The organism is Mycoplasma phocoeninasale (assembly GCF_012934885.1).
GTDB lineage: Bacteria > Bacillota_I > Bacilli_A > Mycoplasmatales > Metamycoplasmataceae > Metamycoplasma > Metamycoplasma phocoeninasale.
Genome location: NZ_CP051480.1, coordinates 430,347 through 453,574, shown reverse-complemented (window position 1 = coordinate 453,574; position 23,228 = coordinate 430,347). Strand labels below are relative to the sequence as shown.

General features: G+C 28.4%; 15 protein-coding genes and 1 rRNA gene. 6 read left to right on the top strand and 10 right to left on the bottom strand.

Features of this window, described 5'->3' with window-relative positions:
- Positions 1–228: 228 nt before the first annotated feature.
- From HGG64_RS01955 to HGG64_RS01945, 3 genes are read right to left on the bottom strand one after another with little or no spacing between them, the layout of a single operon-like run.
- On the bottom strand, positions 229–2,091 hold the full coding sequence (locus tag HGG64_RS01955; RefSeq protein ID WP_169580285.1) for an ABC transporter ATP-binding protein: 1,863 nt from the start codon (positions 2,089–2,091) through the stop codon (positions 229–231).
- A complete protein-coding gene (locus HGG64_RS01950; RefSeq protein ID WP_277345689.1) occupies positions 2,084–3,883 on the bottom strand; it encodes an ABC transporter ATP-binding protein in 1,800 nt (599 codons plus the stop codon). Before HGG64_RS01950 ends, HGG64_RS01955 begins: the two co-directional genes overlap by 8 nt.
- Positions 3,884–3,921: 38 nt before the next feature.
- Positions 3,922–5,106, bottom strand: a complete 1,185-nt coding sequence (locus HGG64_RS01945; RefSeq protein WP_169580283.1) for an acetate/propionate family kinase — start codon at positions 5,104–5,106, stop codon at positions 3,922–3,924.
- A 267-nt stretch (positions 5,107–5,373) separates the two neighbouring features.
- On the opposite strand from HGG64_RS01945, the gene HGG64_RS01940 reads away from it, so the two are divergent.
- Entirely contained in the window at positions 5,374–6,405 is a 1,032-nt protein-coding gene (locus HGG64_RS01940) for an IS30 family transposase (RefSeq protein WP_338095118.1), read from the top strand.
- Between the two features lie 231 nt (positions 6,406–6,636).
- On the opposite strand, the gene HGG64_RS01935 is transcribed toward HGG64_RS01940, so the two are convergent.
- From HGG64_RS01935 to HGG64_RS01925, 3 genes are all read right to left on the bottom strand, one after another.
- On the bottom strand, positions 6,637–9,384 hold the full coding sequence (locus tag HGG64_RS01935) for a DUF262 domain-containing protein (protein WP_169580282.1): 2,748 nt from the start codon (positions 9,382–9,384) through the stop codon (positions 6,637–6,639).
- A 9-nt stretch (positions 9,385–9,393) separates the two neighbouring features.
- Positions 9,394–10,605, bottom strand: a complete 1,212-nt coding sequence (locus HGG64_RS01930) for a DNA cytosine methyltransferase (protein ID WP_169580281.1) — start codon at positions 10,603–10,605, stop codon at positions 9,394–9,396.
- Between the two features lie 323 nt (positions 10,606–10,928).
- A complete protein-coding gene (locus HGG64_RS01925; RefSeq protein ID WP_169580280.1) occupies positions 10,929–12,566 on the bottom strand; it encodes a M28 family peptidase in 1,638 nt (545 codons plus the stop codon).
- 191 nt (positions 12,567–12,757) lie between these two features.
- On the opposite strand from HGG64_RS01925, the gene HGG64_RS01920 reads away from it, so the two are divergent.
- The 4 genes from HGG64_RS01920 (at position 12,758) to HGG64_RS01905 (ending at position 16,466) form a co-directional block, all read left to right on the top strand.
- Complete coding sequence (locus tag HGG64_RS01920) at positions 12,758–13,357, top strand: hypothetical protein (RefSeq protein WP_169580279.1); 600 nt, start codon at positions 12,758–12,760, stop codon at positions 13,355–13,357.
- Between the two features lies 1 nt (position 13,358).
- Entirely contained in the window at positions 13,359–15,200 is a 1,842-nt protein-coding gene (locus tag HGG64_RS01915; RefSeq protein ID WP_169580278.1) for an MAG3240 family lipoprotein, read from the top strand.
- On the top strand, positions 15,200–15,973 hold the full coding sequence (locus HGG64_RS01910; RefSeq protein ID WP_169580277.1) for a hypothetical protein: 774 nt from the start codon (positions 15,200–15,202) through the stop codon (positions 15,971–15,973). Before HGG64_RS01915 ends, HGG64_RS01910 begins: the two co-directional genes overlap by 1 nt.
- Positions 15,974–16,175: 202 nt before the next feature.
- On the top strand, positions 16,176–16,466 hold the full coding sequence (locus HGG64_RS01905; RefSeq protein ID WP_169580276.1) for a hypothetical protein: 291 nt from the start codon (positions 16,176–16,178) through the stop codon (positions 16,464–16,466).
- Between the two features lie 55 nt (positions 16,467–16,521).
- Here HGG64_RS01905 and whiA read toward each other — a convergent pair whose 3' ends face one another.
- From whiA to HGG64_RS01890, 3 genes are all read right to left on the bottom strand, one after another.
- Positions 16,522–17,355, bottom strand: a complete 834-nt coding sequence (whiA, locus tag HGG64_RS01900; protein WP_169580275.1) for a DNA-binding protein WhiA — start codon at positions 17,353–17,355, stop codon at positions 16,522–16,524.
- Positions 17,356–17,403: 48 nt separating this feature from the next.
- Positions 17,404–17,508, bottom strand: a 5S ribosomal RNA gene (rrf, locus tag HGG64_RS01895).
- Positions 17,509–17,591: 83 nt separating this feature from the next.
- Positions 17,592–19,343 carry a hypothetical protein gene (locus HGG64_RS01890; RefSeq protein ID WP_169580274.1) on the bottom strand — a complete coding sequence of 584 codons (1,752 nt, stop codon included), beginning with the start codon at positions 19,341–19,343 and terminating at the stop codon, positions 17,592–17,594.
- Between the two features lie 312 nt (positions 19,344–19,655).
- On the opposite strand from HGG64_RS01890, the gene gap reads away from it, so the two are divergent.
- On the top strand, positions 19,656–20,657 hold the full coding sequence (gene gap / locus HGG64_RS01885) for a type I glyceraldehyde-3-phosphate dehydrogenase (RefSeq protein WP_169580273.1): 1,002 nt from the start codon (positions 19,656–19,658) through the stop codon (positions 20,655–20,657).
- A gap of 49 nt (positions 20,658–20,706) precedes the next feature.
- Here gap and lon read toward each other — a convergent pair whose 3' ends face one another.
- A complete protein-coding gene (gene lon, locus HGG64_RS01880; RefSeq protein ID WP_169580272.1) occupies positions 20,707–23,196 on the bottom strand; it encodes an endopeptidase La in 2,490 nt (829 codons plus the stop codon).
- Positions 23,197–23,228: the final 32 nt, after the last annotated feature.

Sequence of the window (23,228 nt, the reverse complement as noted above, 5' to 3'; positions counted from 1 at the left end):
AGCGATAATTTCAACTAAATACATAAGCACGGGTAAGCAATAAAAAATGGACTTTGTTACTTAAATAACAATTTTTTAGATATTTTCGGACCTTAAAGTAGAAATTAAGGTAGATAATAGTGAAATTCTTGAGTAAATCTTTAAAATATTTGTTTTAGGTTTTAAAAAATAAAATAAAACACCCCCAAGACTAGAGGTATTTATTTAATAAATCACATTGAGATATTTTTAATCTTCACTAAATGAAGAGTGGTATAGCTTTTCGTAAAAACCATGTTTGTTCAGTAGCTCATGATGATTCCCACGTTCAATAATTTCGCCATTATTGACAACTAGAATTTGGTCGGCATTGACAATGGTTGAAAGACGATGGGCAATAACAAATGAAGTTTTACCTTTCATCAATTTTAGCATTGCAGCTTGAATGATTTTTTCAGTTCTTGTGTCAACATTAGATGTGGCTTCATCTAAAATTAAAATGTTTTTATTAGCTAGTATTGCTCTAGTAATGGCTAGTAGTTGACGCTCGCCTTGTGAAAAATTACGTCCGCCTTCTTCAACAATGGTATCATAACCTAATTCTAATTGTTCAATAAAATCAGCAGCACTACTAATTCTTGACGCCTCTTTAATTTGTTCATCAGTCGCTGATAGATTACCATAGCGAAGGTTTTCCATAATTGTGTTCTTAAACAAAAATGTGTCTTGTAAAACAATTGATATTTGGTTTCTTCAACTATGTTCATTAATATCCGTCGATTTAAAACTATCAATTAGAATTTCACCCGAATTTGGTAAATAGAATTTACTTAGTAGATTAATGATTGTTGTCTTGCCAGCCCCGGTGGGACCAACAATTGCAAATATTTCTCCACGTTTAGCTTTAAATGACGCGTTTTTCAATTGTAGATTTGAACTTGTTTTATCATATGAAAAATTAACATTTTTAAATTCAACATCACCTTTGATAAAATCAATTGAACTTAGACGACTTTCGTCTACTAATGGTTTAGTATTAATTAAATTAAGTGCTCGTGTTGCTGATACTAATGACATCTGAATTGAAGCAACATTTTCAAAAGTTCTAGCGATTTCATTTGACATAATACGGATGTATAGGACAAATGAAACAATTGCTCCTGGTCCAAATTCTGAATTAGAGCCAGTGCTAATACCACTAATAGCAAATAATGAACCAATTGCCACAACAATTAGTTGTAGGAGATTAGTTACAACATTAGCATATGGGTAAGCAATGTTTGAATAGACATTAGCACGAAATGATGAATTGAATAGTCTTTTAGATTTTTTGGTGAATTCAGCGTTGATTTTATCCATTTGATTAAATGATCTGATTAAGTGATGGGCTGCTAAATTCTCTTCAATAAAGCCATTTAATTCAGCAACTCTTTTCTGAGTTTTTTGATATTGAGGAACGGCTTTTTTCATTAAGATAAACACCACAAATAAAAAGACTGGGAATAAAATCAAAACAATTAGTGTTAAATAAACAGAATAGTACAACATGAACACAAATGAGCTTATAACAATAAAAATTGTTTTAATAATAGCGTTAAGATTGGCACACAAACCGTTGGAAATGTTTTCAATATCATTTGACAATATTGACATCAGTTCACCGTTATTAATTTCATCAAAAAATGAAATAGGCATTTTCATTATTGCCTTATAAGCATCATTTCGCATTATCATAGCAGTATAAAGACCAGCTTTAACCGATAGAGCATTGGATCAGTAATTAAAAACTTGCTGCAAAATACTCAATACAACTAAAACTCCGATGGCTCCAGCGAATTGAGAAGCATTATAATCATTGTGAATGAAGTTATATGTTAGAAAGTTGTCAGTAATATAACCTAAAGCAAAAACTATTAATGTCGAACAAATAATGGAAATTAGCATGGTGATAATAATTCCGAATAAAATTCCACGACGATAATTTAAATATTTAATTAATCTTTTAAAGCTATCAAGTTTAATTTTACGATTATTTTTAAAGTAGGTTTTTTTCTCAACTTTGCTCATTTCGCTAAGATTTTTTGGGGCTTTAAATGGGTCTAAACTACGCATTGTTTTCCCCCATCTGTGAAATGGCGATTTCACGATAAAGTTTATTTTCTTTCATAAGGTCATCATGTTTTCCAGATCCGATGATTTTACCATGCTCTAAAACCAAAATATTATCAGCTAAAATAATTGATGAAATTTTTTGACTAATAATAACTGTTGAAATCTTTTTCTCGGCAAATTGATTTTTAATATTTTGTAGAACAGTGCCTTCAGTTTCGGCATCTAGTGCCGATGTTGAGTCATCTAGAATTAAAATTTTTGGATTTCTAATAATACCTTGGGCAATTGATAGCCTTTGTTTTTGGCCACCTGATAAATTAGCACCTTTTTGTTCAACAATGTGTTCAAATTGGTCGCTAAATTTGGAGATGAAATTATAAGCACAGGCATTTTTAGTGGCTAAAATAATTTCATCATCCGAAGCATCTGGTTTAGCAAGTAGTAGATTTGTTTTAATTGTTCCACTCAAAGGTGTTGGATTTTGATAAATTAAAGAAATACTTTCACGCAATGATTTACTATCAAGCTCTTCAATTTTAACGTTATCAATTTTAATATCACCCGACATTTTTCTAAAGTCGTAGTTTATTAGCCGAGCAATAGTGCTTTTACCTGAACCAGTTGGTCCAATAATACCAAGTGTTTGACCTGGTTTGATTGAAAACGAAATATCTTCTAGAACATTTTTCTCTGATGACTCAAAGTAGCGAAATGAGACATGGTCAAAAACTATTTCACCATTAGTAACTTTTTTATCCGAAGTTATAAAAGGAATATTTGGTTCTTTTTCAATGATTTCAAATACTCTCTTGGTTGATACCTTTGCTCTGGCAATTGTGAAAATTGTAAATGAAATCATTAAAACACCGATTGTTATAAACATAACATAGTTTGTGAATGTAGTGACATTAGCAACAGTTTGTCTAAAGAGAATTGGGTCAGTAATTGATTTGGCATTTATTCCTGAAACAAAAACTACAATTGCAATTGCTAAATTGGTAAATAGTGAAATAAAGTTAAAAGTTGCGTTGTAAGCATGTCATGCCTTCAAACTAACTTTACCTCAATTTTTATTAGCATCATAAAATCTTTGTGATTGAAGTGCTTCAAGATTATATGATTTAATAACTTTTGCGCCTAAAACATTTTCTTGTGATTCGGCATTTATTTTGTCATACATCTTCTGCTCTTTTTTGAAAATTGGAATAATGATTGAACCTGATATTATCATAGTAATTGTTAAAAGTGGAATCATAATAGCAAAGGTAATCGATAGATTTAAGTTAGTTAAAAGTGCAAATACCAGCCCAAAAATTAGATAGAAAGGGCCAATAATCATTGTCCTCAAAAACGATATTAATCCATATTGAATTCTATTGATATCAATAGTGAATCTAGTAATAATTTTGGCATGAGTAAAAGTCTCAATATCTTTTTGCGAAAGTTCACTTAAATGTTTTCACAAATAATTTCGAATTTCTTGTGCACCTGCTGTGGATACATAAGAGGCTAGAACTGCAGCAAAAATGCTTCCTATTGTTCCAATAATTAAAAAGATAGCAAAGAAAATGGATAAATATTGAATCGCTTCTCTTCGACTAACATAAGTGAAACTAATTCGTAAAATATCTATTGTAACATTTTTGTCGTCTGGAAAAGAATTTTGCGAAATTAATCCAACAATTTGTCCAACAAATAAACTAATCAATAAAAATGATATTACCTGAACGCAGGTTAACAGAAATGATGTTGCCGAAATTCATTTATGCCGCGGGTTTAAATATTTATACAATCGAAACAAAATTTACCTCCTTGAATTAATTTAAAAATTTACTTAAAAAAATTTATCGCCTCTTTCGCCATGTACAATTCTTCTTCTGCTCGAATCACGAAAATAGGAATTGAACTATTTTTAGTTGAAATTAATTTGTAGTCTTGGAATTTTAGATTTTTATTAATATCATCATCAATTTCCAAGTTTAGAAGTTTAATTTTTCTGACCACCTCTTTACGAATATAGGCATCATTTTCACCTACTCCGGCAGTAAAGACAATAGCATCAATGTTGCCAGATATTTTATTTAGATAGTTAATTAAATAATCAGCAATTCTAGTGGTATATAAATCTAATGCAAACTGTGCTTGCGGGTTGCTATCTTTAACTTTTTGAACATCACGAAGGTCAGACGAAATTCCGCTAACACCTAACATACCTGACTTTTCATTTAGCATCGACATTACTTCATCAATACTCATGTTTTTCGCTTTCATAACATATTGAATGATTGAAGGATCAATGTCACCCGAACGGCTTCCCATCATAATTCCAGCCAGTGGAGTAAATCCCATTGATGTATCAATTGACTTTCCATTCTCAATTGCACATAGACTAGCACCATTACCAATGTGTAAACTTACCATGTTCACTGATTTTTTATTAAGTATTTCAGCAGTTTTTAGTGAAATATAGTGATGATTTAGACCATGAAATCCGTATTTTCGAATATTGAGCTCATTAGAAAGTTTAGCATTAATTGGATATGTATATGCTAATTTTGATAAAGTTTTGTGAAAAGAAGTGTCAAAATGCATTGTCATCTTTGCATTTGGCAGATATTCTTTAAAGGCTTCAATAGCATTAATTGCACCTGGGTTATGTAGTGGTGCTAAGTCAATAGCATCCTTTAAATAAGACAATGAAGATTCATTAACCTCACAAGTTGACTGTAGATTAATTCCTCCATTAACAACACGAAATGCAACTTGTGAAATTTCTGAAAAATCACTAATGATTTGTCTCTCTTTTCATAGAGAAACGAGAATTTTTACTGTTTCTAGAAAAGAAGGTAATTCAACACTAATATCCTCTTTTTTTCCCTGATATTCCAATGACAAAATGCCCTCTTTCATCTTTATTCTTTGGGCTACACCCTTTGCCTCAACTTGTAATTTTGATGAAAATAAATTCCATTTAATTGAACTTGATCCAGCATTTATTATTAATATTTTTGACATATTTTCCTCCAGTGATGTTATATCTTATCAATTATAAATGATGAAACAAAAAGCAATTAAAAAAACTATATATAAATTAGTAGTTTATTTTGCTTTGGAAATTTAAAAATTAATAAAAATAAAAAAAATTTACTAATTGTAAACTAAGTAAATTGCTGAATTGAAAGTTCAAGTGCAAACAATTAAGATAAAATTTAATTGTGAGGCTTGAATTTTTTATATTAACTTTATTAGTATTAAAGAAAATAAAAGAAAAGCCTCACACATATTGCGCTAAGGGAGACTCATATCCATTATAACATAAGAAAATACAAACATATTACTAATGATGAAAGAATATTAATACAAACATACATGCAAAAAAGTATGCCTATTAAAATGATAGCTTTAGAATTAAATAGAAATGTTTCCACAATTTGGCGAGAATTGAAAAGAAATACATCATATGAAGGAAATTACGCAGCTAATATACCATGCTTTAAAGCACTTAAAAGGCACAAACATAAGTACTTGTTTAAATTTGAAATAGACCAAAAAATTATTGATTTTACTAAAGAATTTATTAAATTCTATGACAAGAGATATCATGGTGTTAAGGCTACATATAATAAAATAAAAAATTACTTCAATTTTAAAAATATCCCTTCAATTCGGACGATTTTTAATTGAATAAGAACAAATAAATGAACAATAACTAAAGATAATCGGCTTAGACAATATTATAAAAAAGATGGAAAAAGAACATCTAATGTAATACAAAGACTTGTTCCGAACGAATATGTTTTTCCTATATGAGCCAGAAGTAAGCATATTGATTTGCGTGAGGAATATGGGCATTGAGAACTTGACTTGATAATAGGTAAAAGAGCGAGTGGATTTAACAATATCATAACATTAACCGAAAGAAAAACTAAAGTTGGTTTTGCTGCACTAATAAAATCAAAAGATCCAATGAAAGTTAATTCTGAAGTTAAAAAATTAGTTGAAAAAAACCATTTAGAAGTAAAATCAATAACTATCGATAATGGAATTGAATTTGAAAAAATTGGACTTTTAGCAAAGTGAATTGGAGCTATTATATATAAAGCGGAACCATATGCCTCATTTCAACGTGGAAGTAATGAGAATTTCAATGGTTTAATTAGGAGAATGTGAAAAAAAGGCTTTGATTTTAACCAAATAACTGAAGAAAATTTAAAAAACGTTATCAGAGATATAAATAATATGCCAAGAGAAATTTTAAATTATGAAACCTCATATGACCACTTTATGAGAGAAAATTTTGGCGTCATAAAATAATTATTAAAAAATAAAAAAATAACTACGTTATCAAACGTATATTTTTACCATTGCAATTCTGTTAATTATTTAAAAAACTTTAATAAACACTGTCCTATAAAAAACATTTTATCGACTAATTTTTATATAATTAAAAAAGCACAAGTGTCGTTTGCACTTGAACTTTCATTTTGGGAATTTACTAATTGTAAACTAAGTAAATTTTAATTTAAATGCGTTTATTTATGAATTTTATTTTTCTTCTTCTTTTTCATATTCAAATTCTTTCTTATATCTATAAATATCCATCATTATGTTAACCATTTGATTACTTCTTTTTTGAATTAAATCAATTAATTCTAATTCATTTGAGAATTCATCTCGCGCCAGGGTTTTAAAAGGTAACAACAAATCTTTTTTGCCGTGATATAGTAGGTTTTGTTTTGGAATGTTAGATTCGTTAATTTTATTATGAACAGGCTTATTTTTTGCTCTTGAATTAGCACTTCTAGAAAGTAAATGGCCATTTCCAATTAAATTTATGGCAGCTAACATATCCTCATTTGTTGTTTTATTATTTTGGTTTCTAGAATATCAATGCTCAAATGTTTTATCCTTATAAAAGTTGTCTTTATTTATTTCAGGAGTTCCGCCATTAATGATAATATTATTTTCATTGTTTAAGTAAAAATTAATTCTAAGCAATAAAAGAGTCTTAATTTTATTATTTTTATCATTTCTAATATCCTTTGGTTTGGCATATTTGGATTCAAGAGTTTTTCGAAGAGAACTATTTAAATCCATAATATTAGTTGCATTAAGTTCGGGCACGGATTTTTTTAATTCTCTTCCAAGCTCAATTGGAGATTTAATTTTTGATGATCTAATCATTTTACTAATAGAATTCAATTTTGGAGATAGAGATTCGCCACTAAAACCTATAAATTTTCAAAAAATTAGAAATCTTTCAATTTCATATAAATAACTTGATAATTTTGTAATGCTATCGTTTTTGTTGTTGTTATCCCTTTCACGAAATTCAAAAACATTGAACTTTTCTAATAACTCTCAAATTAATGGAATGAATACGCTATTAGTTTGCTTGAATGTACATGCTAGTATTTGTGCTGATATTGCTTCATTTTCAGAGATTGGATAATTGAAATTCTTTTGTTTATTAGCCTCTAGTATATAATTAAATTTTTCCTTTGCATGAATTAATTCTTTAAGAACTTTTTCGAAATCATTATTGTTTATCTCCGCTAGTTTTTCCACTATATTAACTAATAAGTTATAGATGTGCATGTCTTTAGTAAGATTTTCTTTTTTAGGAGGATAAGAATCCATAAGACGACAATAATATGTAACTGTAAAGGTTTCCAACAATTTGGGATTAAAAACTTGCTTATTCTTTTTTATAAAATAATCCAAAAACTCTACTTTTAATTTTTTTATTAATTTATCATTTTCATCTACCTTATCGGCAATTTTTCCATAAAAATAATTTCTCAACAAATCTAAAGAGTTAAGGGCCTTTACATTTTGATTCAAAGCTTGAAATATTTGGTCACCTTTTTTATTGTGAATTTTAGTAAAAGTCAAGAAAGTATTATTAAAAATATGATTATAAAAATTTAATATTGTTTCATTGTTACGCTTATCTTTATTTTCTATTTCAACCAAAAATTCAAGTATTCATTCAAGAGCACGTTCAATTCTAGGAGATACAGTATGCGAATCAATGTTAAATTTACCATTAATTATAGATTCAAGTTCTTTATAGGATTCAACATCACCAAGATTGTAAAAAATATTAAATATATTTCTTTGCTCATCGTAGAATAATTCATGCATTTCGCTTGGTATTTTTTTACTACTAATAGCGATATACTTTGTAATTGCTAGAAGCAACAAAATTATAGTCATAATTCTTTGTTGACCATCAACCATTTCAAAAACATAAGGATCATCTTCTTCTAATGTGTTTTTAAGTACTGAAAAAATAATATTATTTAAATAAGAAAAATTATTGTTATTAAAGTCATTGTATAAATTTTCTAGTAAACTTTGTATTTGCTCCTTGTCTCATACATAGTCTCGCTGATAAACCGGCAATATTACCATGTATTTTCTAAACGTTTCAATTAATTCATTAACAGAATAACATCCGGAAAATAAAAATTTAGATTTTTTTTCAATTGGCTTTAATTCTAAATGGTCAATTGTAATATTTTCAAAAGGCAAAGGACTAGTAATTACATCCAAAACAAAATCATTGTGTGAAATATCATTGATTTTGCAAATATTTATTTTTATGTCATCCATTAATTGTTCAATTTCGTTTTTATAAGGGGCAGCAATTTGATTAATGTTTATTCGATTAATTCCAAATATATTTCAATATTTTTCGGTTTTCGCTTCTTTATATTGCTTTATTAATCTCTTAATTTTGCTTTTAGTATCGTGATAATCTAAAAATATTGACAAAGCTATTTGATTATTTTTATTTAACTCCTTATCATCGTTCTCCTCGTCATCAAAAGTCATTAATTCATCATTATTATTTCGCAAATCATTCAAAAATGGTTTAAGAATTTTATTAATAATATTTTGTGCAAGAAAATCATAGTAAGCTCTTGTTCTATATTCTCGATTTAAATCCAAAATTCTGACAAATTCCTTAGTCAAGGAGTATTTATTATCAGTTATTGATTCTATAATTCCAAATGCCTCTATGACAGATAAAAATTGATTAATTGTAGAAGGAGAATATAAATTCCTTTTCATGTCCTTCGATTTATTAGTATAAAAAGTTCTTTCTACTCAAGCATCAAAATAACATAATATAAAACCATCCTTAATATCTTTTTCATATGTTATTGTATATTTTTCAGTTTTAGTGATTTTTTGTGATAATTCTTGTAATAGTCAATTTTTTGACTCTTCAATATATTTTCATACATTGGTCCCAATATATCAATATCCATTTGATTTTTTCATTTTTATCTCCTATACGTTATTTTCATAAATTTCTTTTATTAACACAAATACATCTTTTAAGACATCAACAACAATTGAATTGCCAGCTTGACGATATAGTGATTCTTTAGTTAATATCCCCAAATTATGAAAGGTCTTAATATTATCAAAATCTTCGCTACTAAATCCCATAATCATGAAAGCTTCACGTGGGGTTATAAACCGATATTTTAGCTTATTAGCTATTGAATAATTAACGTCTAGAATCCCAATATTAGGAATTCGATCTTGTTTAGTCGTTAATGTATTTACGCATCTCTCTTGTTTTATGTTATCATTTAAGTTTTTAGCCGTTTTGACCATTCTTATTCTTGAAGGTGTAGCATTAATTAACGAATCTAAAATTTCGTCTACCGGAGAACTTTTAAATATTGATTCTAACTTATTACGAATTTTAACTTGATTTAGTTTATTTGCTATGGAATTTAATTTTTCTTTGTATTCTTCATCGGTTGAAAATGGAATTTTTAAATTTTCTAGTACTGATAATGCAAAAACTCTTTCTCTTTTTTGAATAGAACCATGATTAATACCATTAAGAGTAGTTGTAAATGTCTTGTATCCCAACTCCCGTAGTATTTTTTTCCACTCATTATACTCTGGCAAAAATTTTTTAGAAAGTATATTTTTAACGTTTTCCATTAATAAAAATTTAGGTTTGTGATTTGCATTTTTCAAAACTCTATAGATTTGTCAAACAAGACTTGACGTACTTTTAGGATCATTAATTCCTTTTGCCCTCCCCATATTCGCAATCGACAATCCTTGACATGGAAAGGAATAGGTTATCAAATCTATTTTCTTAGCATCAATAATTTTAGAATCTAACTGCGTTATATCAACTTGGTTATTTTGAAGCAAAGTTGCGGCTACTAGGTACTTTTTAAAGGTTAAATCTTTTCTTTCGACATGTGATGGTTTTTTTGAATTGAGAGAGAAGGTTTTTCCCTTTAAAAAATCATTTATAGATTTTTCATTAGTCAACTTATATTTTTCAAGAATTTGACTAGTTACGTTATATAAATTGTCGTGCATGGCTGAATATGTAATAATTGCCCTCGCATCTCATTCGCATGTTGCAACAATTTCAAACTTTGTTTTGTTATTTTTGTTCAAGATTTTTATAGCTTTATTTTGTGCACCTATTCCAGAAAAAGTCTCTAAAACCTTAATTTTTTTCATAATCCATAACAGAAAGAGCCTGCGAAGGTCACAAAAAATTATGCATTTTTCCTAAAAACTCTAATAAATTACTAATCATATATATAAATATATATTGAGGTGCATTAATATTCGCATCATTTACTTTTTGACTTATTGATAATATACTCATAATCATTTATTATACTATAAAAAGTAATCTTATGTTTTTTGAGATAATAATATATTAGGGAATATTAGGACTTCTATTTAAATCTTTTTATTATTTTTGTGATAAAAAAGCGACAAAAACAAACAAAAAAAATGCCAACATCTTTGGCACTTTTTTTATAGCTTAACATTTTTTAGATAATGTATTGTATTTCATCTTTGTCATTAATACTATACATTGAAGCAAAATATTCTTTCAATGATTCATAAACTGTATCTTGTTGTTTATAGAATCTTGATCCAATATTTTTCAAAACTCAATCAGGGCGATCTAAGTCACTATGTCATATATCGCCTGATATAGCAAAATCTTTTTTAGTTATTCCTTCAGGTCAGTCATAAACTTCGATTAAACCATTGTTAATTTTTCTCTTAACTAGAGATTCAATGTTCTTGCCATCTTTCAATACTCAAGCATTAGGGTTAGTTGTTTGAGCATATCCATCATAAACTTCTGTTTTTGATTTAATAGCAAAATTTGTTGATTCAATGTATGCTACTGGAATATTAGCTTTTATATAAAATGGTGCATGATCTGATCAATCACCAGTTTCTCCAGGTTTATATTCACCTGGTGTGAATTGTGGGTGAATTTCAAGTTCTTGTGATGGATCTTTTAATTTCTCACTTCTAATTCTTGAGATTGCGTTGATTTGATCACGAATGATTTTTGAAACATTCCCATAAATTCTTCCACCTCTTGCTAAATTTGGATCAGTATTTGGCGAGTGAACATACATTCTATCGCCGCCAGCAACAGTATCTAGGTTAATCATTCCTATTGAATTTTTTAGAAGTTCATTTGCTTCGTTATTGCCTTGTTTTTTAGATTTTAAAAATTGTTCTACAAAAGCTTCTGAACCTAATTTTCCAAGCTCTTCAGCATCAACAAATAAAATGTGTAATCTTACTCCTAGATTTTCACGATTTTTTGGATCTGAAAAGTATTTTAGTAATGATAAGTTAACAGAAACACCAGTTGCGTTATCTGTTGCACCTCATGAAATTCCCTTAGGACCTACGTTATTAGTAGAGTCGTAGTGTGATGAAATGTAAAAATCTTTAACAGCACGATTGACATTTTTGCTATTTTTCAAGACTTTATCACTTGGGTTAATAGTTACAATAATGTTATTTCCAATGTTGTTTGTACGGTTGTTTGCAGTTTCATATAGAAAACCTTGAGTTATAAAGCCAGTTTTTTTCATATCCTCATTTGCTTTATTTACTATTGCTTGGTGTTTTCCACCGTCTTTGAAGGTAGTAATTGATGTTACTCCCAAGTCTGTGATTTTTGAATCAGGTGCTGCTTGATTTTTTTGGTTATTGATAATATTTTGGTCGGGGTAAGTAATATTATCACCAGTATGGTTTTCATATCCCATTGCCGCAATCATTTTCTTTAAAACACGATATGCATGATAGCTACCATAAATGTTATGAGATGGGTCAATAGTAACGTCTTGATCGTATAAAGGATCTAAGGCTGCTGTAGTTAATGATTGCCCATTAGTCAATTTAATTCCCAAAGATTTAGCAATTTTATCACCATTTTTTTCTAACACTAAATTAGATTCTTTAAAGTTATTAATGTTTTCTGCTTTTCTTCCGTGGGTATCATTAATAAATTGATTAAATTGCTTGTATACTTCTAAATTTGATACGTTAGTTTCTTTATTTTGGCTATTCACACATGAAGCTGCAACTAGTGGCAATGCCGCAATGGCTGAAATGCTTGTCAAACTAATTAACATCTTGAATCGTTTTTTCATATTTGTGTTGTCCTTTCGATTATCTTCTTTTCTCATTTTTTGAGATACATAATACATTATGTATAAAAATTTTATTACTTTATTATCTATAAATGAAAAAATCGCCTTTTTTAGCGGCTTTTATGATAAAAAAAGTGCTTAATCTTCAAATGATAGTAAAATTTTATATAAAGAAAGGGCTGGTATAAATTATGTTTAAGAAGATTTCTAAGAAAAATAAGATTATTATGGCTTTACTATCATCACAATTTATTGCATTACCAATTATTATGGTTGCTTGTAATAATAAAGGCGCTGATAAAAAAACTAATCACCCAACAGACACAATCGATGTTAGGGGAAATAATTTTCACGCTTCAGATGTTAATAGAGAAGGTAGTTTAATTGGTGAAGAATTAACAAAAAGAGTAAATGAAGTGATTGAAAACTCAACATTCAAACTAACCGATTTGGCCAAAAAAGAATACAGTGCTTTAGGCAGTCAAATTGAAAAAGATAATTACATAAAAAAATTATGAGAAAACATAACCAAATGATTTTCTGATGCTAAAGATCAATTAAATCGTTATGGCTTTATTCCGGACACACTTAAAAATCCAGAATTCCAAAAATATATGGAGGTATACATTCCTAATTTAGAGTATTTCGTTGGCAATCACGAAGTACATTGCTACTTTGATTATGATGAAAGTCAAAGAAATATTTACTATCACTATAAAATTAAATGCTTAGATGGTAGACAAAATGAGGGACAAGGTGATGTATTTTTAGACTTGGGACAAAATCACTAGAATGAGAAATCGCAAAAAATTTCTCATTTTTCTACCCCTTATTTCACTTTCATTTCCCCTAGTGGCTGCTGCGTGCCAAAAAAAAGGTGTTCAGATTGATGAAAATATTGTCACTGAACGCTATTTAAAATTACTAACTTTGCAGCAAATAGCCACACTTAATGATATTAAACCTTTTATCTTTCATTACAAAAACGGAAAGAAAACTTATCTAAGTAATCCAATAATTGATCAGAAATCTCAAAGTCTAATTTTTAGAGACGGAGAAGAGATTAAATACAGATTTAATTTTGAACTCAAAAAAGCAAATGAGCAAGTTATTTCTCAATATGATAATATCAAAATTCAAAGTACAGATAACCCACAAAATAAAATTGCTTCACTATTTAACGAATATAATTTTGAAGATATCAAAAAATATAATGGCTACAGCAATGGCTGATTTTATTACTTAGCTAATTTAAAAAATATTAATAAGGATTTTTACCGAATTCAAGATCCCGTTTTCTTTGACTTTCAAACAATAATTTTTCGCCTAGTAAATGACTTGCAAAACAACTCGGGATTAGTAAGAGTTCGCGACATTTCTAATAGTATGCGTGAGCCAATTTTGCTACAAAAACTTTATAAAAATCAATACATTCAGGCTAGCTCATGACTCAAAGCTGACAACCAACAATTCCGCGATACATTTGTTAACTTCTTAATTTTATACTTAAATAAGTTTAATCTTGCCATCAAATCAATTGATATAGACTGATCAAAAAGTGAAATTAAAGAAAGTCTTGATAAACGTAGCAACTACATTACCTTTAAAATCAATAACATCACTACTTTTGACAATCAAAGCTTGATATCTAATGAAATTAAAACCAAAACTTTTTACATTAATGGTTTTAGAAATTATGCCACAAACCTTAAATTTGGAGTTGGTGAACAAGGTCTTCATGAAAAATATGAACTCTTCAATGATTATGTTGAAAATCCTCTTCTAAATATCAGTAGTCTTAAATTCATGAGAGTTGTTGATAACATTAATAACTTTATTAAGGGATATGGCAGTTTAAATTATTGAAATTCTCGTGGGTTAGTTTATTTATTTTCAAAATTTAAAGACAAGATTTTATCACTCGATATTCCAGATGTCTATAAAAATGTTGATGCTAAGTATGAAATTGAAGATGTTCAATTTACTAAATACTTTAAAACTGATCAAATTATTAGATTAATTATAAAAGTGACAAAAAAAGATGGCACTGAAAAGAGATATGTGCTACTTAGTCAAAATTTTGATGATCACGGCCATTATCTAAGAGGAATTGCCTTAAAAAATGTAGCAGTTGCCGACCTTAAACCCCAAGATTATCATATCTTCCGGGAAAATCAGAATTCAAAAATTAAAGGTATTAAATTAGATGATTTTATTGATAGCGACATAAATAAACCATTTACCTCATTAGTTCAAAATGCTTTAGATAGAGTTTATGAACGGTGAGAGGGTCGCAATCAAGTAGATGCTTCCACGATTAAAAAAGATGATGAGAGTATGCAGGTTTTGATGGCCTATTTAAATAATTTTTTACTATCATATGCCCTTGAAAATGATGATGATGAAATTCATAGTGGAATTAAAAAAATTGAGCTACAATCAGTTAAAAGTGAAGAAAGTGGCAAATTAACTCTTAATCTAGCAGCATATAAATTTATAAATAATGATGATTTGAATTTTAGCAATCTAAATGAAAAACCATTCTATGAATTCTCAATTAAAATTAACGGTTTTAAAGATGATAGTGGTGCTAATGCTAACTCGTTTACTTTGATAAAAAAAGGAGCAATATAATGAAAAAGTTTTTCATCTCATCACTTGCAATCTCACTACTTTCTGTAATTACAATTACAATATCAGCAACTACAACCAATAGTAGTTCAAAAGAAAATGAGAAAAATAGTAGCAGTGTTCTTGAAAATGATTTTATCAAAGATGCCTTAAAACTTAAAGTTGTCATTCGTGAATTTAATAGTAAATTTTATTTATTTTACACTCAATACAGAGGGCTTAGCAGTACCTTTAAAGATCTTGTTGAAGAGCAAAGTATCCCTGAACTTAAAGCAACCTTAGATAAGTATTTCAAGAAAAATTTTGATTTTAAAGAAAGCAATGGCAGAACTCAAAATTTTTCTGAATTATTATACCAACTGAACTGAATGATTAACATCCTCTCTAATCGAATATCCGACCTTAATTTTTTTCTTGAAAACGCTGAACATGAAAATGCTGGCAAAATGTTAGAAAATGATAGCGATGGTGTAACAAAAAACTATAAAGAGTATTTATATGATTCAGATTTTAAATTCGAAATTCTAAGGAGTGAAAAACCACCACTAATCAATCTTTTGACTGCTATAAAGACTAATTTAAACACAATAAAGGGTATGATCGAAAAAAATGACAGTCTAATGAAATTCATTAATGAATATAAAGAGGCTAAAAAAGCGATATATGACAATATTAATCACATCAACCTTGACATTAATTTTGAAATTATAAACGATATTCTAACTAACAATAATCTAGAAATAAACATTCCCAAAATGTTAAAACTAATGACTTAAAAAAATAGTCACAATAAATATATTACAAAGAAAAAATATTTCGTAACCCCTTGTTGACTGACAATTTATTTTCTAATAATTTACAAAATAACTTTAAATGAATATTAAAATTTCTTTAAAATATGTCTCAAAGCGCCGAAATGATATAAAAATAATATAAAATATATATGTGCAAGAATAATCTATAAAGGAGAACACAAATATGAACAAAGAAGAAAAAATGATGAATAACATGGATGAAAATTCATGTTGTAAGAAATCATGTGATATGGAAAAATCATGTGACAAATCATGTGATATGGACAAGAAATGTGAAAAAACTTGTAGCATGGAAAAATCATGCGACATGGACAAAAAATGCGACATGGACAAGAAATGCGACAACATGGACAAAAAATGCGAAAAATCATGTGACATGGAAAAAAGCTGTAGCATGAAAGATGAATGCAAAAAGTCATGTGATATGGAAAAATCTTGCAAAAAAGAAATGTAATTTTATATAAAAAAATAAGGGAGTTAATCCTTTATTTTTTTATATTTATTAAAAATTACTGTTTTTTAAATTTATTTACCACCTTTTTCAACTTAATTAACGAATGATTCAGAGCAGAACGAGACTTGATGATTTTATACTTATTAAGGTGAAAAACTAAATCATTTAAACTAAGATCAATATTATTTTTCTTTAGTTCAAAAAAAATCATTTCATCACGGGTAAAGTTTGCGTCAAGATGGTTGTTTTTTATATAATCATAATTGTCTAAAAACACGATATTAGCATTCGCTATTCTTTGTTGATTATAAATGTCGAAGTTAGTAATTCGATTAACATTATTAAAAAAATCCCGTTCAATTATTGAATCTTCGAAGCGATAGTAAGCATCAATCGCATCAATGGCTTTAAGAAAGTCACAAATGTCTTCTAATCTCTTAATATAGATTAGGTAGCGGCCTTTTCGCACGTGGAGTTTGAAATTCATATCATGCTTATTAAGAATATCTAAAGCATCTTCAGCATATGATAATTCATAAAATTTTAATTCCAAGTGGTTTTGGACACTATTTGAATTATTAATTGATCCGCTAGCTAAAAAAATGCCAGAAAAATAATCTCTCTCTTTTTTAAAATTATGGTGACGAAAGGAATTAAGGTTGATCAAGAAAGCGTTTTTACGAGGACTTTCATACTTAATTTTTAGCTCTAATAGTAAGGTTTTTAAATAGTTAAATACTTCCTTATTATTGATAATAATATAAGATAAATTTTTTTGAATTTTTGTTGTAGCTAAAATTCCACTTAATAGACCAAGCTTCTGACTTTTAGTTAATTTACGATTAATAATTTCTTTTTTGACTTCAAAAGCAAATGATGAAACTGACATTTTATTCCTATTCTATTTGTTAATTAAATTATATAAAAAAAATAATAAAAAAAGCAATGACCTATTTTCCCGTGCGGTATCGTCGGCACTGAAGGGCTTAACTGCTGAGTTCGGAATGGTATCAGGTGGAACCCCTTCGTTATGATTGCTATGTAATACATTATATAGTAAAAAAAAATATTTTCACAAAAAAATTATTTTTTTTAAATTTGATTTTTTATTGCGAATACTTATTGTTAAAATAGATTTTTAAATTCAATTTCATCAGTATACATTCCCAGTTGTTCTTGTTTTGCATCACTATATTTAAATTTTATATAAATATTCACATCAGACTCATTAGATGCAGGATTGTGTAATTGAAAGAAAATAATAAAGATTTTTTTCGAATCGCTAGTTTTAAAAGAACGTGGAATAATGGTGTATCCTTGATATTCATCTCTTTTTTCGTATTTCAAACCATTTCTAAAATCAGGTTTGGAACCAGGCATATTAGTAAAAGTTGAATTATATTTAATGCTTATTTTAGATTGAAAATTATTAATCTTCAATTTTTTTGCATATTGATAATCTTTTTGATTCTTATACTTATTGCTATTAAACTCACTTTCAGTTATATATGTCCCAACTATTTCCTTATTGGATTCGTTAGAATGCAAAAATCTAACATATAAATAAAAAGAATGTCTGTTATTGCCAGGCTCATCAAATTCAACTTGAAAATTAACTGCTACAGATTTGTTTTCTTCAAATTTTATGTTTAGAATAGTAACATCATATCCATCAAGAGGAATTGGAATTATTTTATTTCTCTTAAATATTCCAGAAATTTCATCATTCAATATTCCTGAGTATTTAAAAGTAGCGTCTGACATGAATTTTTTAACTTTTTCTTCCCTAATTTTATGTATTAGTTGTTCTTCATGCTTACTTTTTAAAATTCCTCCTTGGAAAGTTTTATAATTTATATATTCTGCATCTTTAGATGAATCTTCATCATTGTAAGAATATTTTACAAAAACATTAAATTTATAATTAGTTTCATTATTCGTTATACGGTAACTTACCAAAACTGATTCCCCATTTAATATTCTTGTTTCGCCTTTTTCAATTTTATAATCACTACTGCCAGTATATTTTACTTTGCTATCATCAAATCAATAATTAACCTCATTATTTAATTTACCTTCATAACTAAAAGTTGTATTTGACTTAAATAGATTTACTAATTCTTGATTTTTTTTAAATAAAGTAATTTTTTCATTTAACAACTTAATGAATTCTGTCCAAGAATTCTTATCAGATAATTTAGTAAAGACAAGTTTGGGAACCTTATTTTTAAGATTTAATAATTTTTTTTCTATCTTCAAATAATTTTCGGAAAGTGTTTTATAAGATTTAATATAAGATTCATTAAGTTTCATATACCTTCTCTTAAAATTATTTTTAATATCATCTTCTAGAGTATTTAATATTAAATCCTCAATTCTAACAGAAAATTCAGTAATAATTACGTCAGGATTTTCTTCTAAATGTTCTTTTAATTTTTCTGCTATTTTAGTATTATCTTGAATTGTATTGATCAAATTAAAATCCCTAATTAGTCATTTATATTTATCAGTATTTAAATCGGTTTGTGAATTATCACCAAAATCAAATAAATTGTGCAATTCATCAATCTGTTTTTTTATTTCATCAAGTCCAGCAAATTTATTGGAATATTTATTTATTATTTCTTGTGGGTTATACATATCTCTTGGCATCATTGATGGTGGAGTTTGAGGCATATTATTATTTGGGGGTGTAACCATCGGATTTTTTGGTACTTCAGGACTTGGATTCATTGGGCCCGGTTTACTAGGATCTGGTTGTGGACTAGGAGAAGGATTAGTATCTATCTTTGCTTTAACGCATGAAGCTGCAATTAGAGGCAAGGTTGCAACAGTTGCGGGCAAAGCAACTCATCACTTAAAATTTTTCTTACTCATGGTAACTCCTTGTATATTAACATTATTTTTTTAACCTAGTTATTATAATATAAGCTAATAAAAAAAATAATCTTTAGATTATAAAAGCATTAAAAATTGAAATAATATTTTAAAATTAGCTAAAAAAATGTAAAAATCTGCTTATATCTAGCTAAAAATCATTAACTTAGCCTAATGATTAGTACAAATAATCGAAAAACTAAAATAGTATAAAAATAAAAAACTTATTTTATGCTTATTTATGCACTATAATTAGACAAAAAAAATATAATTATAATTGTGTAATTAACATATTAATATACGGAGGATAATATGAAAGCAAAAATTGCAATCAACGGCTTCGGGAGAATTGGTCGTTTAATTTTTAGAGAAATCTATAATGATCCTGAACTAGAAGTTGTCGCTATTAATGATTTAACCAATGCTTCAACTTTAGCGCATTTACTAAAATATGATACAGCTCACGGAACAATGAAAGAAGATGTTTCAAGCACAGAGAATTCAATTGTTATTGGCGATAAAGAATTTCCTATCTTCAGCGAAAAAGATCCAGCAATGCTACCATGAAAAAAATTAAAAGTAGATATTGTTATCGAAGCAACAGGAAGATTTGTAACTTCAGAATTAGCACAACTTCACCTTGATGCAGGAGCTAAAAAAGTATTTATTAGTGCTCCTTCAAAAAGTAATGATGTGAAAACAATTGTTTACTCAGTTAATGAAAAAACTCTTGACAAAAATGACAAAATCATTTCAGGGGCATCATGTACCACCAACTCATTAGCACCAGTTGTAAATGTCCTAGAAAAAGAATTTGGAATTGAAAAAGGATATATGACTACTATTCACTCATATACTGCTGACCAAAGACTTCAAGATGCTCCTCACAATGATTTAAGAAGAGCTAGAGCAGCAGCTTCAAATATGATTCCAACATCGACTGGAGCAGCAAAGGCGATTGGCAAGGTTATACCAAGTCTAAACGGAAAAATGAACGGAATTGCCCTAAGAGTTCCAACAATTACTGGATCAATCGTTGATTTAACAGTTGAACTTAAAAAAGATGTAACTGTTGATGAAATTAACGAAGCTGTGAAAAAACACGCTTCTGACTCACTAGAATACACTAATGCCCCAATCGTTTCAAGTGATGTTATTGGTTCAAAAGCTGGTTCAATTTTCGACAGTCAATTAACATCAGTTATTGAAGTAGATGGTAAGAAAATGTACAAAGTTTACTCATGATATGACAATGAAAGTTCATTTGTAAACCAATACATTAGAACCCTAAAATACATTGCTAAATTAAAATAATCAAAACAAGTAAAAAAAAATAAGACGCGAATCTTATTTTTTTTATTTGCTATTTAAAAATTTCATTATATATTTCATCATAGTATTTAACCGGGATGAATTGAACTTCTTTTTTTACTTCTTCAGGAACATCAACTAAGTTCTTAAAGTTATCATTAGGAATAAAAATTTTCTTAATACCAAATTGGGTGGCTGCTAGTGATTTTTCTTTTAAGCCACCAATTGGTAGAACTTTTCCCCGTAAAGTAATCTCACCAGTCATTCCAATAATAGCCGGAACTGGTTTTTTAGTTAAGGCACTAATAATTGAGGTGGTAAATGTTACTCCGGCACTAGGTCCGTCTTTCGGAATAGCTCCGGCTGGAACGTGGATATGAATTGAATTATTTTCAAAATCAAAGTCAATTCCAAATTTTTTAGCATTTGATCGAACATAAGCTAGCGCAATTTGGGCAGATTCTTTCATAACATCTTTAAGTTGTCCTGTCAACTTTAGACCATCTTTGCCAGGGAAAGTTGTTACCTCGATTGCTAAAGTAGAACCACCAAAACTTGTATAAGCAAGGCCATTTACAACACCAATTTGTGCCTTGTTTTCATTTTCGTCATCATCAAATTTAATTGGTCCTAAAAAGTCAACCACCGCTTGTTTAGTAACAATAAATTCTTTTTTGATCTTTTTGTCTAGAATCTGAACAACAATTTTTCTAGCAATACTATCAAGAATTCTTTTTAGTTCACGAACTCCACTTTCACGGGTATAAAATCTCACGATAAATTCTAAAACTTCATCATTTAATTGCATTTGCTTTTCAGTTAGGGCATTTTGTGAGTAAATTTTTGGCATCAAATATGATTTAGCAATTTCTATTTTTTCTTTCGTTGTATATGTTGATAATTCCAAAATTTCAACACGGTCAATTAATGGGGCAGGAATGGTATCATATGAGTTAGCTGTGGCGATGAATAGCACCTTTGATAGGTCGTATTCTAAATCAAGGTAGTGATCTTGAAAATTAGCATTTTGCTCAGGATCTAGTACTTCAAGCATTGCACTAGTTGGATCACCACGGAAATCTGATGACATTTTGTCAATTTCATCAAGTAAGATAACCGGGTTAGAAACACGAGCTTTTTTAATTGCAGAAATAATTTTTCCAGGCATTGCTCCGACGTAAGTTCTTCTATGACCTCTTATTTCACTTTCATCCTTAACTCCACCTAATGAAACTTTTATGAATTTTCTCTTTAGTGCTTCGGCAATAGATTTAGCCAAGGTTGTTTTACCTGTTCCGGGAGGACCAATTAAGGTTAGTATTGGAATATTGTTAACTGGATTATTATTAGCTTGTCCCGCTTGAGTAACAAATAATTTTGTATCAATAAAGTGTTCAGGATCATTTTTGATGGCAATATATTCATCTTTTGAAGACTTGCCTTTAGTGTGAGTTAACACAGAAATAAACTCCAAAATTCTTTCTTTTGGTTTCTTTAGACCATAATGATCTCTATCAAGGATTTTTCTAACAAAATCAATATCAATAATCTCTTTGCTTACTTTTCTTCATGGAAGATTCAGTAGTAAATCAATGTATGTTTTTGAGATATTAGCTTCTGGACTTGAAGGCATCATTGATGACATACGGTTTTGTTCACTTCTCAAGGCATCTAAAACATATTGAGGATATTGTTTTTTTAGTGCATCATTTTCCTCAATGTTGGCAACTAATTTATTGCCGCCATCGTCTTCATTTAACATTTTATTAATTTGACGTAATTTTTCACGCAGGAAGAATTCACGTTGTTGATTTTCCATATCACCACGAAGATTACTGTTTATTTCACCTTCAAGCTCATCAAATTTAATTCGGTTAATTAGTTTTTTAATAATTTCATCAAATCTAATGTCTAAATTACTATAGTTAATAAATTTTAGTAGTTCAATAGTAGAAAAACTACTACGTAAGTGATTTATAATTTTTCAAGTAATTAGTGAATAGTCGGCAACATTAATATCATTTTTATAAGAATTTAAAAAGTTAGAAATTGCTTTGAAATTTCCATTTGTTTTCATACCGTCTTCAGTTGGATCAAAATGTGGGGCTGCTAACTTTCTTACAATCATTGAAACTTTTCTAAATTTTTCATTGAAATTCTTCAGATTTTTATTTTCTAAAATATCCTCTTCGGTGTTAGCATAAATTATATGACTACCAGAACCATCAGCACTTTCTTTAGCTTCAAGGCTAATGATTTTTTGACGATCACCTGATTTAAGTTGAAGATCATAAATCCCGTTATTTTCCTCTTGACCAACGATGTCAGCAATTACCCCATATTCTTCTAATTGATTAATATTGGGTTCATTTTTAATGTCAACATCCTTTTTAATAAAAGCAATTAAAACCTTATTATTATGCTTTTCAACCGACTCAAAAAAAGCATTAACTGATGCTGGTTTTCCAACTCTTATTTTTTCATTTTCAATACCAAATGGTAAAATTATTTGATTTTTAATTGCTATAAATGGAATTTTCATAAATTTCCTTTCTAAACTTAAAATTATAAAAT